This is a genomic window from Streptomyces sp. CO7 (assembly GCF_053474865.1).
The window spans coordinates 301,951-316,011 of record NZ_JBRIOU010000005.1 but is presented as its reverse complement, the minus strand read 5'-3'; the positions used below and the strand labels follow the sequence as shown (position 1 = coordinate 316,011).

The window sequence follows — 14,061 nt, the reverse complement described above, 5'->3', positions numbered from 1 at the left end:
GGCCCGGCGCACCCGGCCAGGGCCAGCCCGGTCCCGGCCCCTCGCACGGTCCCGGTCCCGGTCCCGGTGGTCCCGGCGGCGCGTACGGCTACCCGCAGCCCGGTCCGCCGCAGCAGGCGACCTGGACGGCGACCGTCGGACCGGACCGCGCCTACTTCATGGCGATGATGCAGCGCTCCGGACCGGAGGCCGCCGGGCTCAACCTGCCCGCGTACTCCCCGGAGCAGAGCCTGACCCTCACCGGTCCGCAGGTCACCATCGGGCGCCGCCGGCACTCCACCGGCGACACCCCCGACATCGACCTGGCCGTGCCGCCGGAGGACCCGGGCGTCTCGCACCAGCACGCGGTGCTGGTGCAGCAGGCCGACGGGACCTGGGCGGTCATCGACCAGAACTCCACCAACGGCACCACGGTGAACGGCGCGGAGGAACCCATCCAGCCGTTCGTCCCCGTCCCCCTGCGGGACGGGGACCGCGTCCACGTCGGCGCCTGGACGACCATCACCGTCCACCGCGGCTGAGACCACCCGCACCCGGTCCCCGGGTCCCCGGACGTTCGTCCACGGGACTCGACGACCGGGTGCGGCCGTCTGAGACGATGGGAGGGTGAAAGAGATTCGGCGCGGCACACTGCAGACGGAGTCCTTCTACGAGCAGGTCGGCGGTGAGGAGACCTTCACCCGTCTGGTCCGCCGCTTCTACGAGGGGGTCGCCGAGGACCCGGAACTGCGGGCCATGTACCCGGAGGAGGACCTGGGTCCGGCCGAGGAGCGGCTGCGGCTCTTCCTCATCCAGTACTGGGGCGGTCCCACGACCTACAGCGAGCAGCGCGGTCATCCCCGCCTGCGGATGCGGCACGCCCCGTTCAAGGTGGACCGCGCGGCGCACGACGCCTGGCTGCGGCACATGCGTGCGGCCGTCGACGACCTGGGTCTCACCGAGGAGCAGGAGCACACGCTCTGGAGCTACCTGACCTACGCGGCCGCCTCCATGGTGAACACCGCCGAGACGGACTGACCCCCGCCTCCCCCTTCATGGGGTGGCCGGTCGGGCCGAGCCGGTCGGGCCGGTCGTGTCAGAGAACGCCGACGCCCAGGCCGCCCAGCCGGCCGGCGCGGCGCACGGCGACGGAGCCGTAGGGGGTGCGCAGCCTCAGCCAGGAGCCGCAGGACAGGATCTGCGGATCCGGCCCGGGGCGCAGGAAGCCGAGGGACTGCGCGGCGTGCACGGCCCGCACGGGAAGACCGGTGCCGTCGACGGTGCGGGACCATATGCGGCGCCCGGTGCCGTCCAGTGCGGAGCGGGTGCGCTCCTGCGGGGGGATCTGCTCGACCAGCGCGCGGAACTCGGCGACCGCGGCGGCGACCAGCCCCCGCAGTGCCTCGCCCGTCGGTGCGCTCTCGGTGCGCCAGCCGCCACGCGGCGGCAGCAGCCCGGCCCACGCCGGACCGGTGACGGCGGCCGGGACGACGACCGCGGCCGCCCTCTCGTCCACCGCCTCCAGCAGCTCACCCGCGGATACGGTGACGTCCAAGGGCCCGGCCGGCTCGGCGAGCCGCACCGCGCGCACCGCGAGGACCTCGAAGGACGCGGGGCTACCGTAGACGGCCAGCGCCTCCCCGGCGCCCTGGAGCCGCACCGCCGCCGCGCGGTCGTAGTGGAGCAGCCGGGTGAGGAAGGCGCAGAGGTCCGCGGCCTCGCCCTCGTCGGCGAACCGGAGCTTCGTCATGATGCGGCGGCCTCGTCGTCCTGGTACTTCTCCAGGAAGTACCGCTCGCCCTCCGTCAGCCGGCGCGGCTGCTGGAGCGCGAAGTCGAAGGGCACCATCACCGTCGACGCCCTGGCGTACACCAGGTCCGGCTCCTCGCCGGACCCGGTGTCCTTGACCTCGTAGGCGAGGGTGAACGAGGCCGCGCGGACCTTCGTCACCCACACCTCGACGTCCACCGGATCGTGCCGGTGGACCAACTGCCGCCTGTAGTCGATCTCGTGCCGGGCCACCACCGTCCCCCGCGCGAAGGCATGGTCCTGGTCCGGGTGGAACAGCATGTCCACCCTGGCTTCCTCCAGGTAGCGCAGGAACACGACGTTGTTGACGTGTCCGTACGCGTCCATGTCGCTCCAGCGCAGGGGACAGCGGTAGCGGTGGCGCACGAGTCGATCAGTCCCGGGTCAGCTTCTTGTAGGTGGCGCGGTGCGGACGCGCCGCGTCCGGGCCGAGCCGCTCGATCTTGTTCTTCTCGTAGGACTCGAAGTTGCCCTCGAACCAGAACCACTTGGACTCGCCCTCGTAGGCGAGGATGTGCGTCGCCACGCGGTCCAGGAACCACCGGTCGTGGGAGACGACCACGGCGCAGCCCGGGAACTCGAGCAGCGCGTTCTCCAGCGAGGACAGGGTCTCGACGTCGAGGTCGTTGGTCGGCTCGTCGAGGAGCAGCAGGTTGCCGCCCTGCTTCAGGGTGAGCGCCAGGTTCAGGCGGTTGCGCTCACCGCCGGACAGCACGCCGGCCGGCTTCTGCTGGTCCGGGCCCTTGAAGCCGAACGCGGAGACGTAGGCGCGCGAGGGCATCTCGACCTGGCCGACGTTGATGTAGTCGAGGCCGTCGGAGACGACCTCCCACAGCGTCTTCTTGGCGTCGATGTTGGCGCGGCTCTGGTCGACGTAGCTGATCTTGACCGTCTCGCCGACCTTGATGTCGCCGGAGTCCGGCTCCTCGATGCCCTGGATCATCTTGAACAGCGTGGTCTTGCCCGCGCCGTTCGGACCGATGATGCCCACGATGCCGTTGCGCGGCAGCGTGAAGGACAGGTCGTCGATCAGGACCTTCTCACCGAAGGCCTTGCGAAGGTTCTGCACCTCGACGACCACGTTGCCCAGGCGCGGGCCCGGCGGGATCTGGATCTCCTCGAAGTCCAGCTTCCGCATCTTGTCCGCCTCGGCGGCCATCTCCTCGTAGCGGGCCAGACGCGCCTTGGACTTGGCCTGCCGCCCCTTGGCGTTGGAGCGGACCCACTCCAGCTCCTCCTTGAGGCGCTTGGCGCGCTTGGCGTCCTTCTGGCCCTCGACCTTCAGGCGGGTGGCCTTGGTCTCGAGGTACTTGGAGTAGTTGCCCTCGTAGCCGTGCAGACGGCCGCGGTCGACCTCGCAGATCCAGCCCGCGACGTTGTCCAGGAAGTACCGGTCGTGGGTCACGGCGACGACGGTGCCGGCGTACTGGGCGAGGTGCTGCTCCAGCCAGTTCACCGACTCGGCGTCGAGGTGGTTGGTGGGCTCGTCGAGGAGCAGCAGGTCGGGCGCCTCGAGCAGCAGCTTGCACAGCGCGACGCGGCGGCGCTCACCACCGGAGAGGTTGCTGACCGGCCAGTCGCCGGGCGGGCATCCCAGGGCGTCCATGGCCTGCTCCAGCTGGGCGTCCAGGTCCCACGCGTTGGCGTGGTCCAGGTCGTCCTGGAGCTTGCCCATCTCCGCCATGAGCTCGTCGGAGTAGTCGGTCGCCATGAGCTCGGCGATCTCGTTGAACCGGTCGAGCTTGCCCTTGATCTCGGAGACGCCCTCCTGCACGTTCTCCAGGACCGTCTTGTCCTCGCTCAGCGGCGGCTCCTGCAGCAGGATGCCGACGGTGTAGCCGGGGGTCAGGAACGCGTCGCCGTTGGAGGGCTGCTCCAGACCGGCCATGATCTTGAGGACGGTCGACTTTCCGGCGCCGTTCGGGCCGACGACGCCGATCTTCGCCCCGGGGAGGAAGGAAAGGGTGACGTCGTCGAGGATCACCTTGTCGCCGTGCGCCTTGCGCGCCTTGCGCATGGTGTAAATGAACTCAGCCAAGAGAAACCGTCCGGCAGCTTGAAACTCGCGGTGGGCAGATACACCCCATCTTGCCGTACCGCCACCCCAGGACGAAAACGGCCCGTCCGGGCGACGACGCGCGGCGTGCGCGCGCAGTGTCGCCGGTCCGTCACTCCTGGTGGGCGTCCTGGGGGCGACGGCGGGCCACGCTGAGGACCGCGGCGCCGACGACGAGGAGGCCCGCGCCGATCGAGATGAACAGTTCGGTGCCGCCGCCTCCGCCGGTGGTGGCGAGGTCCTCGCCGGCCGGGGGCGCGGCGGTGGGCAGCGGGCTGGGCGGCCCGGACGCCGTCTGGGTCCGCAGCGCGGCCGCCGCGGCGCTCTCGGTGAGGCAGTCGAGGACGCCGCCGAAGACGACCGGGCGCATCGTCCCGCCGTCCGCCGCCTCCACGCCGACGGTGTACGCCTGGTCCTCGGCGAGCGGCTGGGAGACCGTGCGCCGCTCGCCCGGCGCCAGCACGTAGTCGGTGCCGGACACCCGGTAGGCCAGGTCCTCGTCGCCCCGGTTGAGCAGGGTGACGTCGAGGCCGGACGCCTTGCCGGACCCCTCCGCCTCGCAGCGCTCGCGCCCCCACACGGCCGGCACGGCGCCGCCGCGGCGCCACGCCGCGGTGGCGGTGGCGCGCACGGTGGTCTCGCTGGAGGCGGCGACCACCTGGGCCTGGCTGCGGCTGTCGGAGGTGAGGGCCCGTCCGACCGGCACGGTGGTGGTGGCCTCGACGGTGAGCGTCGCGGCTCCGTCGTCGGCCTCGGCCGGGACGTCGACGTACAGCTTGTCGCCGTCGTCCACCGTCTCGAGCGTCTTGCCGTTCCGGTCGGTGATCCACGCCGGGCTGTTGTCGGCGGGCGGCACCACCGTCACGTCGTCGGCGCCGGTGCGGACGGTGAGCGGGCCTATGAGGCCGCCGGGCCGCCCGGCCGCAGCGGGCGGGTCCAGCCGGAGGGAGGCGCGGGGCTCCTTCTGCGTGCGGGCGTTCTTCACCAGGTAGTCGGCGAGCCGCTCGGCCTGCGGGTCGGCGGCCGTCACGTCGGCGCCGTCGGAGAGCCGCCAGACGGCGACCTGCGTGCCGGCCGCGGCGTCCTGCTCGGTCAGCCCCTTGGCACGGGCCCGCGCTGCGAGGTCGGCGAGGTCGTCGACCTGCGGGTAGGAGTGCCGCAGCACCCAGACGATCCGCCCGGCGGCGCGGTTGCCCGCGAGCGAGGTGCCCCGCCAGTCGCTCTCCTGGTAGACGACACCGGGCTGGGTGGTGCGCTCGATGTCGACGCCGTAGGTCTGCAGGGTCCCGCCGCCGTCCACGGAGAGCTCGAACAGCCCTGCCGGGACCTCCCGGTCGCCGTCCTCGCCGTGGATCACCGCGGTGCCGAACGCGCGCAGGTCGCCGGCGACGGCCGAGGCCCCGCCCGCGTTCCACTGCGCCGTCGTGGGACCGCCCGCCTCACCGGTGGCGGCGGCAGCGACGTCCGCTCCCTGGACGGCGAGCAGGCCGGACAGCAACGACACCACGGCGCCACGGACCGCGCCGGACCGGCGCGCGCGCCCCGTCTGCGACGACGACGAACTCACGGAACTCCCCTCCGGTCAGGGCCTGGTGACGCGGGCCTCGGGAGCCGTACGCGGCGTCATCGACCCATGACCCACTCCGGCATCCTAGGGAAGGCCCGGCCGCGTCCCGCGGGAAGCCTGGTGCGGGAGGGGTTCCGACTCGCAATTGTTACCGCCCGAAGCGGGAGCAACCGGAGCCAAACCGGACGACCTCCGGTGACGTCATGTCAACAAGGCCGCGCCCGTCGACGCTTGCACGCCCCACGGATCGTCCGGCACGCCGGGAGGCGCACCCGGCCGGGTCCACGCGGCCGCCGGTGGCGCCGCCGGGGCCTGCCGGGCCGCGCCGGCTCCGGCGTCGTGCGGCGGGGCCGGGGCCGCCGCCTCGGCCCGGGTGGTGCGGCGGAACGCCGAGGTGCCGCGGGCCAGGTCGTGCCCCACGGCGGCCGCCTCGATGTCCGCATCGGTGCGGCCCTGGCCGTCGCGCGTCTCGGTGCGCACCTTGAGCCTGCCGTGGACCACCACCGGGTCCCCCACCGACAGCGAGGCGGCCACGTTCGCCGCCAGGGAGCGGCGGGTCCACACCGTGAAGAAGTTGGTGTGCCCGTCCACCCACATGGCCTTCTCCCGGTCCCAGTAGCGGGGTGTGGCGGCCAGCCGGAAGCGGGCGACATGACCCCGCTCGTCCTCCCGGTGGACCGGCTGCGTCGCCACGTTCCCCACCGCGCAGATCACCGTCTCGTTCATGGCTCGTCCCTTTCGCCCAGCACGCCGACGGGCCCGTCCCGTTCGGCTTCCCCACCAGGGTGCGGCCGAGGGGACGGGCCCGTCGCGGGCTGTGGACTCAGAGTGAGACTGTGGACAACTCCCCCACCCGGGAGGGTGAACGGCTGCCGCCGAGGCCGCCGGCGCCCACCGGCACGGCCCCGCTGACCACCCCGTACTGCTCGCGCACCTCGCGGTGGCGGGCGACCGCGTCGGCGATCGGCTCCAGCACCTTGATCCGGCCGCACTCCTCGGCCGCCTCACGCAGCAGCAGTTCGGCCTCCAGGCCGTAGCGCCGCGCCGGGGCCCGAGCGGCCGCCCGGCAGGCCCACTCGACCGCCGGTCCGCCCACGATGCCGATCACCATCAGCAGGACCGGGACGCCCAGTTCGGCGCCCAGCACGCCGACGATCTGCCCCAGCAGCCAGAGCCCGCCGACGACCTGGACCAGCGTCATCGCCGCCTGCACCAGCACCGCCGCGGGCCACCAGAAGGGCCTCGGCGTGCGTCCGGGCGGCGCCGACGTCCGGGACAGTTCGTCCAGTTCCTCGGGCAGTCCCTCGGCGGCCCGCAGCGCCGCCTCGCGCACGGCCTGCGCCCAGGGTTCGGGCATGCCCCGGCAGGCGCGTTCGGTCACCGTGCGCACCGCCTGTTCCACCCGCTGCCGGGCCGTCGCCTCGTCGTCCGCGGGCTGGGTCACGGCGAACCGCCGGGTGGTGAGCGGGGCGCGCCGCCCCTGGTACCAGCGCCACAGCCGCAGCCACGGCGTGCCGCAGGCCTGGTTGGCGCCGCGCATCCAGGCGCGTTCGGCGGCCTCTCCGGCGGCCCGGGAGCCCACCGCCGCGGCCAGTCCGTCGGCGAACTCGTCCTGCGCCTCCTCGCTGAGCCCGGCCCGCGCGCCCGTGGTGTAGGCGGGCCGCAGCCGGGCGGCCGCGGCGTCCACGTCGGCGGCGATGCGCCGGGCTGCGGCGCCCCGTTCGCGCACGAACCGGCCGAGCGCGTCCTTGAGGTCGTCCACGCCGTCGCCGGTCAGCGCGGACAGCGCCAGCACGGTCGCGCCGGGCTCCCCGTGCTCGCTGAGCGCGATGCCGTCCTCGTCGAGCAGCCGCCGCAGGTCGTCGAGGACCTGGTCGGCGGCCTCCCCGGACAGCCGGTCGACCTGGTTGAGCACGACGAAGGTGACCTCGGCGTGCCCGGCCATCGGCCGCAGGTACCGCTCGTGGAGGACCGCGTCGGCGTACTTCTCCGGGTCGACCACCCAGATCACCGCGTCGACCAGCTTCAGCAGCCGGTCCACCTGCTCGCGGTGCTGGACGGCGGCCGAGTCGTGGTCCGGCAGGTCGACCAGCACCAGACCGTTCAGCCGCTGTTCGTCCTCCGCGTTCTGCAGCGGGCGGCGGCGCAGGCGTCCGGGGATGCCGAGGCGGTCGATCAGCGGGGCGGCGCCGTCGCTCCAGCTGCAGGTCAGCGCTGCGGCGGTGGTGGGACGCCGGACGCCGGTCTCCGAGATGGCCACCCCGGCCAGGGCGTTGAACAGCTGCGACTTGCCGCTGCCGCTGGCGCCCGCGATGGCGACGACGGTGTGCCGGCCGGAGAGCGCGCCCCGCTCCGCGGCCCGGTCCAGGACCTGGCCGGCCTCCGCGAGGACCCGGCTGTCCAAGCGTGCCCTGGACATGCCGATCAGCTCGCGCAACGCCTCGAGCCGGCCCCGGAGCTGGCTCCCGTAGACCGGTTCCGCGGCCTGCGGCGTGGAGGCGGCGGGGGCGGACGGCGTCACCCGGGAGATCAGCGGCCGGTTGCCGAGCGGCCGCGGAGCGGTGGTGGCGAGGCCGGCGCGGCGGACGAGGGATCCGCCGGGGCCGGGGAATCCGGGTGCGGCGGCGCCCCTGCGGACCCCGAAGCGGTCCTCGGCGCGGACACCGCCGCCCGCATCGGCCCTGGCGCGGGCCGTTCGGGGGGCGTCCACCCGGACCCGCCGCACGTGCGTCCCGGGCACCGCGCCCGGGTCCCCCTCCGCATCCCGTGCCTCACGTTCCTCGTGCGTCCCCGGTTCCTCCTCCGTCCCCCGTCCCTCGGACGCCAAGCGTCCCTCGGGTGCCTCGCGCGCCGGGCGTCCCCGGTCCGCCCCACGTTCCTCACGCGCCTCCCGCGGGTCGGCGTCACGGTCGCCGCCCCGCGGCCCGCTCCCGCCGGAGGTCTCGTCGTCGTTCCGCGGGGTGTCACGGCGGGCGGACGTCCGCCGGCGCGAGGCGTCACGCCCGGACGCGCCGCCGTCGCCCGCTTCGGGGTCCGCGCCGTGGCCGGCGGCCGGGTCCGCCGCCTCGTCGGCGTGGGCGCTCCCCCGGCCCTCCCGTCCGTCGGGTTCCCGGCCGGGGTCGCCCCCCTCGCCGGGACGGTCGGGGCGGTCCGTGGGGTCGTGGTCAGTGACGGCGGTCACCGGTCACCTCTCCTTCTGCAGTACGGACAGCGCGGCGATCAGTTCGGCCTGCGGTTCGGCGTGCACGTCGAGGGCCTCCAGCGGCGACAGCCGGCGTTCGCGTTCGGCGCCGATCACACGGTCCACCAGCGAGGTGAGCAGCCGCGATCCGCGGTCACGCAGCCGCAGCGCCCCGTGCGGGCCGATCCGTTCGGCCAGCCGCTCGCCGGAGGACCGGGCCCGGCGGCCGCCCAGCAGGGCGGTGACCGCCAGCGCGGTCACCCCCTCCGGGTCCGGCGCGGCGGCGCGTTCCAGCTCGCGCACCTCGTCCTCGGCGTACTCCTCGATCTCCCGCCGCCAGCGCCGCACGGCCATCCCGATGCGGTGCTCCGCGCTCTCGCCGCCGTCCGACGGGGCGTCACCGAGCAGGCCGGGCGCTCCGGCTGCCGGCTCCCGCCGCCAGGTCTCGTCGGCGCGTTCGTCGGCGGCGGTCACGGCGCACAGCAGCAGTTCGGTCAGGCCGTCGCAGAGTGCGTCGAGCAGCTCCGCGGGGTCGCAGTCGAGGGGGTAGGCCCGCCACCGCTTGAGCGCGTCCCCTGCGAGGACGGCGCCGGCCTGGATGCGGCCGCGGACCCGGGTGTGCTCGGTCTCGTAGGCCTTGTCCACGGCGTTGGTGAGCCGCAGCGCGGCCGCGTACTGGGCGGCCGCGGCTCCGGCCAGTTCCGGCATGCGGGTCCGCAGCGAGTCCAGCACGCCCCGGGCGGTGCGGGCCACCGCGTAGCCGCGGGCCGCGGGGTCCTCGGCGAGCCCGGTCAGCCACTCGCGCAGCGGCGCCACGGCGGTGGCCGGCAGCAGGCCCCCGCCGGAGGCCGACTCGGGCAGCTCCGGCACGGTGAACCGGGGCACGTCGCCCAGCCCGGCCTTGGTGAGCAGCGCCGCGTACTGGCGGGACACCTCGTTCACCACCTGGTGCGGCACCCGGTCGAGGACGGTGACCAGCGTGACGTCGTACTGCTTGGCGGCGCGCAGCATGTTCCAGGGCACCGCGTCGGCGTACCGGGAGGCGGTGGTCACCATGATCCAGACGTCGGCGGCGCAGACCAGTTCGGCGGCCAGCACCCGGTTCTCGGCGACCAGGGAGTCCACGTCCGGGGCGTCGATCAGGGCGAGCCCGCGCGGCAGCGTCTCGGCCGTCTCGATCCGCAGCGCCCGCGGCGTCGCGCCGCCGCCGCCCTTGCGTTCGCCCCGTCCGGTCCGGGTCCCGCGCATGCCGCCGCGCCGGCCCGGCACCGGATCCTCGGCCGGGTCGTCGCCCCTGACCCGGGCGAGCCGGGGCAGCACCCGCATGCCGCTGAACCAGTGGCAGTCCTCCGGGTGACAGACCAGCACCGGGGTGCGGGTGGTCGGCCGGAGCACCCCGGCCTCGCTGACCTGCCGGCCGACCAGGGAGTTGACCAGGGTGGACTTCCCCGCACCGGTCGAACCGCCGATCACCGCGAGCAGCGGAGCCTCCGGATCCCGCAGGCGCGGCACCAGGTAGTCGTCGAGCTGGGCGAGCAGTTCGTCCCGGTTGGCCCGGGCCCGTGGGGCGCCCGCCAGCGGCAGCGGGAAGCGTGCGGCGGCGACGCGGTCCCGCAGGGCGGAGAGTGCGTCGAGCAGCTGAGGCCGTACGTCCAAGGTCACCACATGTGAAGAATGCCCAATTTTACGGACTTTCTGAAGCATATGGGCATGTCTGCGTGCCGCCGTCTCCGGATACGGAAGGGACGACCGGGTCGCACGCATAACGAGTGCACAACACCCGGCGCGTCAGGCGCGAAAAGCGCTGCGCGAACCGGTACTGCCTGGGATCATCAGGACCGCTTCACCGAACCTCCACAAGGAGCCACGGAGGCGAGGCGATGGGGACGCACAGGATGGGACGCCTATCCTTGTCCCCGGCAACGTCACGGACATGCCCGGACCCGGGCACCACGACAGAGGCCGGCACACCGGCCCCCGTAGCTCAGTGGATAGAGCAGGCGCCTTCTAAGCGCTTGGCCGCAGGTTCGAGTCCTGCCGGGGGCGCTCACACCTCCTGACCAGCGGAAACGCTGGTCATTTCTTTTCCGGGCCATGTCCGGCCCCCATCGCCGCGGTGCTGGAGCAAGCGCCGTGACCGGCGCGGCGCCCCGGGCGGTGGCGTCACGCAGGCTGCTCCAGGGTGATCACGACCATCACCGGCAGGTCGCCGTCGTGCTGGACGGCGCCCGCGGTGAGGGCGCGGCCCTCCAGGTCCCACCCGTGCAGCGCGATGTACTCGTCCTCGCCGGTCGCCTCCTGCCCGGTCGGAGTGAGACGGCCCGCGAGCGAGGACCGCTCGATCAGCGGTACCACCTGCGCCAGCACCCGCTCGCTTTCCTCGTAGACGGCGTCCACGTCGTCGAAGTAGCCCGAGGCGTCGACGTCGCGGATCCGGACGACGAACGAAACCTGGATCACCCCGTCACCGAACGGCAGGATCCACGCCTGGACGCCGTCCTTGTCCCAGCCCGTCGGGACGCCGTCCCCGGAACGGGACCGGCCGCCCGGCGTCCACCCCTTCGCCGCGAAGCACCGTGCGGCGCCGGCGACCGTCAGCGGCAGCGGTCCCCGGAGCTCCTCCAGGACGCCGGTCGCCGCCGCCACGCCGTACGCGACGGTCGCAGCACCCTGCCCTCCCCCAGCCGTCACGCCGGCCTCCGCACGACGAGCGTCTGCCACCACACCCCGGCCCGGCCCAGACCGTCCGTGCGGTTCTCCGTGAGGCGCGCGAGCTCGAGCCCCTGGTCGGCGGCCTGGGCGGCGGCCTCCTCGGCGGGGACGTCGAACATCACCCTGTCCTCCGGCGGGGCGCCGCGGCGCAGGGAGAGCACCAGCAGGCCTCGCGGGGCGAGGAGTTCGGCCAGACGGGCCATGGCGGCGGACCGCTTCCCGGGCGTGAGGTGCATCCACACCGCCGTCGCCATGATCAGGTCGAACCGGCCGGTCAGCCGGGCCAGGCGGGGAAGGGAGTCCTCGATCCAGGTCACCCCGGGGGCCGGGTGCCGCAGGCGGGCCACCTCGCGCATCTCGCGGACCGGCTCCACCGCCACCACCTCGTGGCCGCGCTCCGCCAGCGCCTGGACGTCGCGCCCGGTGCCCGCGCCGATGTCGGCCACCCGGGCCGGTGCGGACGGCAGCAGGTCCAGCACGTCGGCGTGGATCTTCTCGAAGGGCACGCCGCCGTACCGCTCGCCGAGGTCGGCCGCGTTGCTCGCGTAGTAGGGCTGGACGCCCGTGTCCTGGGTCATGGCGTCACGGTAGGGCAGCCCTCGGACACCCGGGCGGATCGTCGCGGATCTCCGGGATCGCGACCGGGGAACCTCCCGGACGTTTCTCTCCGGAGGCAGGATTCACCCGTCCGGCGGTGGTGTTCCGCCTGTTCGGAGGCATGGTTCGTCCATCGGCGACAGCCTCCTGTTCAAAACGGGTGATTGCCTCGAACCATGCCGTTACCAGGACGACCGAGGCGCGTTGAAGGGGGAGTGCGGCGGCGTTGACCTGCTGCCGACCTCACCGAGTAAGAAGGAGTACGTGATGTCTCGCATCGCGAAGGCTGCCGTTGTCGCTCTGGGCACGGGTGCTGTGGTTCTGGGTGGCGCCGGCATGGCGCTGGCGGACGCCGAGGCCGAGGGCCAGGCCGTCGGTTCCCCGGGTGTCATCTCGGGCAACGTGATCCAGGTTCCGATCAACGTCCCGATCAACCTGTGCGGCAACACCATCAACATCATCGGTCTGCTGAACCCGTCCGCGGGCAACGTCTGCGCGATCGACAGCGAGTTCGAGAAGGACCACGACAACAAGAACCACCACAACAAGAGCCACGGCTACGGTCGCTGACCAAGCCGCTCCGCTCTTGCGGTAATGCGAAGAGGGCCTCGACGGTTTCCCCGTCGAGGCCCTCCCGCGCGTCCGGGCCACGCCGCGCGCCCGTGATGCCGCGGAGCCCCGAGGCCCCGAGGGGCCACGGGGTGCGGGCGGGAGGCCGCCGTCAGGCGTAGACGTAGATCTGCGCGACGTTCTCCATGTCGGCCGGGGTGAACTCCCAGGGCGGGACGGGCTCCGAGCGCGCGACGACGCGGCCGTACTGGCTGTCGCGCCGCCCCGGCGGCCGGGCCGGCAGGTACCGGGAGCGGCGGTGCCGCTGCTGCCAGCGGGTCCACAGCAGGTCGACGTAGGCGTGGTGAAGCCAGAACGCCGGGTCGTTGACGGACGCGGCGCCCAGCATCGTGCCGCCGATCCAGCGGTGGACCCGGTTGTGGTTGCGCCAGGAGGCCGAGCCCGCGCCGCGGCCCCAGCCCTCGATCTTGTTGCGGAAGCCGCGCGTCGCGGTGGAGTCCCAGGGCGCGGTGTCGTAGACGGGGTCCTGCAGCGCCGAGGCGACGTCCCGCGCGGTGGGCAGCGTGATCGGATCGTGCGACCGGCCGAGGTCTCGGGTGAGGTAGTCGGTGTCGGTGACGTTCACGTCGAGGACCCAGCCCTCACGGCGGGCGAACGGCCCGGTGGTCACCTGGCGGTCGGAGCGCCGGCCGTTGCCGCCCAGCAGGTCCTCGGTCCACGGCGTCCCGGCGGCACTGCGGTTCCTGGTCCAGTCCCAGTAGGGCAGCGTCACGGCGGAGTCGATCCGCTGCAGCGCCTCCTCGAACTCCAGCAGGAAGAGGCGGTGCCAGGGCAGGAACGACGGGGTCATGTGGGCGGCGCGCAGACCGCTCTCCCCGTCGGGGGCGAAGTGCTCGATGTGCGTCAGCACGAACCGGTCGTACTCGCCCCGGCGTTTGAGCTCCAGGACCGCCCCGACGAACCGGCGGCGCTCCCCGGTGGTGAGTCTGCCGACGTTCTTACGCGTGTACACCATGCCCGCGCCCCTCCCCCGTTGCTCCGCCGGTCCCGGGAACGCCGGCGCCGCCCGCGGACCCGTGGGAGAGGCCGCTGAGCCGCTCCCAGGGCCGCAGTTGGTCCACGGCGGCCCGGGCCGCCTCCCAGGGGGTGGGGTAGGAGCCGTAGTGGTCGACCATGCTCAGGTACGAGCCGTCGGCGCGCCGCATCAGGTGCAGCGGCTGGTCGTCCAGCGTGACGTGCCAGTCGGCGCCGGCCCCGGAGGAGGCGACACGGGTACGGCTGCGGAAGCCGCGGATCCGGCGGCCCCGGTAGACCTCGTCGAAGACCGCTTCGGCGGCGCCTGGCGCGCCCCGGCGGTGCCGGTGCGCGCGCGGCGCGCCCGCGGCCGGGGAGGGAGCCGGAGAGTGGGCGGTCTGCGGCCGGGAGGCGGCCGCGGCGACGACCGGTGCGGTCACGGCGGCGAACGCCGTCGCCAGCAGGAGGCGCAGTGCGCCCCGCCGGCTCCTCAGGACGGGCATCGTGGTTCTCCAGCAGATCCGGGGTGGTGACGTGCGAAAGCTCCCGGGCGGGCGGCACGGGAGGAGGGGCGGC

14 protein-coding genes and 1 tRNA gene are annotated in these 14,061 nt (G+C 73.9%); 4 read left to right on the top strand and 11 right to left on the bottom strand.

Features of this window, described 5'->3' with window-relative positions; translation table 11 throughout:
• Together ACOV8S_RS19860 and ACOV8S_RS19855 are read left to right on the top strand one after the other, a co-directional pair.
• The coding region (locus tag ACOV8S_RS19860; protein ID WP_448319135.1) for an FHA domain-containing protein at positions 1 to 521 on the top strand (521 nt) is incomplete at its 5' end.
• An 85-nt stretch (positions 522 to 606) separates the two neighbouring features.
• Positions 607 to 1,017, top strand: coding sequence for a globin (locus ACOV8S_RS19855; RefSeq protein WP_108955283.1), 411 nt, complete (start codon positions 607 to 609; stop codon positions 1,015 to 1,017).
• Between the two features lie 58 nt (positions 1,018 to 1,075).
• Here ACOV8S_RS19855 and ACOV8S_RS19850 read toward each other — a convergent pair whose 3' ends face one another.
• The 7 genes from ACOV8S_RS19850 to ACOV8S_RS19820 all read right to left on the bottom strand — a co-directional run bounded on the left by ACOV8S_RS19850 (position 1,076) and on the right by ACOV8S_RS19820 (position 10,296).
• The gene (locus ACOV8S_RS19850) at positions 1,076 to 1,729 is read right to left on the bottom strand and encodes a hypothetical protein (protein WP_448319134.1); all 654 of its coding nucleotides are present in this window, start codon (positions 1,727 to 1,729) and stop codon (positions 1,076 to 1,078) included.
• Entirely contained in the window at positions 1,726 to 2,154 is a 429-nt protein-coding gene (locus ACOV8S_RS19845; RefSeq protein WP_448319133.1) for an acyl-CoA thioesterase, read from the bottom strand. Before ACOV8S_RS19845 ends, ACOV8S_RS19850 begins: the two co-directional genes overlap by 4 nt.
• A gap of 7 nt (positions 2,155 to 2,161) precedes the next feature.
• On the bottom strand, positions 2,162 to 3,826 hold the full coding sequence (gene ettA / locus ACOV8S_RS19840) for an energy-dependent translational throttle protein EttA (RefSeq protein WP_382558583.1): 1,665 nt from the start codon (positions 3,824 to 3,826) through the stop codon (positions 2,162 to 2,164).
• Positions 3,827 to 3,956: 130 nt separating this feature from the next.
• Positions 3,957 to 5,411, bottom strand: a complete 1,455-nt coding sequence (locus ACOV8S_RS19835; protein ID WP_448319132.1) for a thioester domain-containing protein — start codon at positions 5,409 to 5,411, stop codon at positions 3,957 to 3,959.
• A 201-nt stretch (positions 5,412 to 5,612) separates the two neighbouring features.
• The gene (locus ACOV8S_RS19830; protein WP_448319131.1) at positions 5,613 to 6,137 is read right to left on the bottom strand and encodes a single-stranded DNA-binding protein; all 525 of its coding nucleotides are present in this window, start codon (positions 6,135 to 6,137) and stop codon (positions 5,613 to 5,615) included.
• Between the two features lie 97 nt (positions 6,138 to 6,234).
• Positions 6,235 to 8,592, bottom strand: a complete 2,358-nt coding sequence (locus ACOV8S_RS19825; RefSeq protein WP_448319130.1) for a GTPase — start codon at positions 8,590 to 8,592, stop codon at positions 6,235 to 6,237.
• A 3-nt stretch (positions 8,593 to 8,595) separates the two neighbouring features.
• Positions 8,596 to 10,296, bottom strand: coding sequence for a dynamin family protein (locus tag ACOV8S_RS19820; protein WP_448319129.1), 1,701 nt, complete (start codon positions 10,294 to 10,296; stop codon positions 8,596 to 8,598).
• A gap of 269 nt (positions 10,297 to 10,565) precedes the next feature.
• Between ACOV8S_RS19820 and ACOV8S_RS19815 the strand changes: the two genes are divergently transcribed.
• Positions 10,566 to 10,638 (top strand) — tRNA-Arg (locus ACOV8S_RS19815).
• A gap of 117 nt (positions 10,639 to 10,755) precedes the next feature.
• On the opposite strand, the gene ACOV8S_RS19810 is transcribed toward ACOV8S_RS19815, so the two are convergent.
• Together ACOV8S_RS19810 and ACOV8S_RS19805 are read right to left on the bottom strand one after the other, a co-directional pair.
• Positions 10,756 to 11,283, bottom strand: coding sequence for a hypothetical protein (locus ACOV8S_RS19810; RefSeq protein WP_448319128.1), 528 nt, complete (start codon positions 11,281 to 11,283; stop codon positions 10,756 to 10,758).
• Positions 11,280 to 11,882, bottom strand: coding sequence for a class I SAM-dependent methyltransferase (locus ACOV8S_RS19805; protein WP_448319127.1), 603 nt, complete (start codon positions 11,880 to 11,882; stop codon positions 11,280 to 11,282). The genes ACOV8S_RS19810 and ACOV8S_RS19805 overlap by 4 nt, the downstream gene beginning before the upstream one ends.
• Positions 11,883 to 12,168: 286 nt before the next feature.
• On the opposite strand from ACOV8S_RS19805, the gene ACOV8S_RS19800 reads away from it, so the two are divergent.
• On the top strand, positions 12,169 to 12,471 hold the full coding sequence (locus ACOV8S_RS19800) for a chaplin (protein WP_448319126.1): 303 nt from the start codon (positions 12,169 to 12,171) through the stop codon (positions 12,469 to 12,471).
• Positions 12,472 to 12,622: 151 nt separating this feature from the next.
• Here the strand turns inward: ACOV8S_RS19800 and ACOV8S_RS19795 are convergent, their stop codons facing one another.
• Positions 12,623 to 13,486 (bottom strand): tyrosinase family protein, encoded by an 864-nt coding sequence (locus ACOV8S_RS19795; RefSeq protein ID WP_448319125.1) that lies wholly within the window; start codon positions 13,484 to 13,486, stop codon positions 12,623 to 12,625.
• On the bottom strand, positions 13,470 to 13,988 hold the full coding sequence (locus ACOV8S_RS19790) for a tyrosinase family oxidase copper chaperone (protein WP_448319124.1): 519 nt from the start codon (positions 13,986 to 13,988) through the stop codon (positions 13,470 to 13,472). Before ACOV8S_RS19790 ends, ACOV8S_RS19795 begins: the two co-directional genes overlap by 17 nt.
• Positions 13,989 to 14,061: the final 73 nt, after the last annotated feature.

Coding starts and splice junctions, on each gene's coding strand:
- ACOV8S_RS19850 (WP_448319134.1), bottom strand. CDS start 1,729: ATGACGAAGCTCCGGTTCGCCGACGAGGGCGAGGCCGCGGACCTCTGC.
- ACOV8S_RS19830 (WP_448319131.1), bottom strand. CDS start 6,137: ATGAACGAGACGGTGATCTGCGCGGTGGGGAACGTGGCGACGCAGCCG.
- ACOV8S_RS19820 (WP_448319129.1), bottom strand. CDS start 10,296: ATGCTTCAGAAAGTCCGTAAAATTGGGCATTCTTCACATGTGGTGACC.
- ACOV8S_RS19805 (WP_448319127.1), bottom strand. CDS start 11,882: ATGACCCAGGACACGGGCGTCCAGCCCTACTACGCGAGCAACGCGGCC.
- ACOV8S_RS19800 (WP_448319126.1), top strand. CDS start 12,169: ATGTCTCGCATCGCGAAGGCTGCCGTTGTCGCTCTGGGCACGGGTGCT.
- ACOV8S_RS19795 (WP_448319125.1), bottom strand. CDS start 13,486: ATGGTGTACACGCGTAAGAACGTCGGCAGACTCACCACCGGGGAGCGC.
- ACOV8S_RS19790 (WP_448319124.1), bottom strand. CDS start 13,988: ATGCCCGTCCTGAGGAGCCGGCGGGGCGCACTGCGCCTCCTGCTGGCG.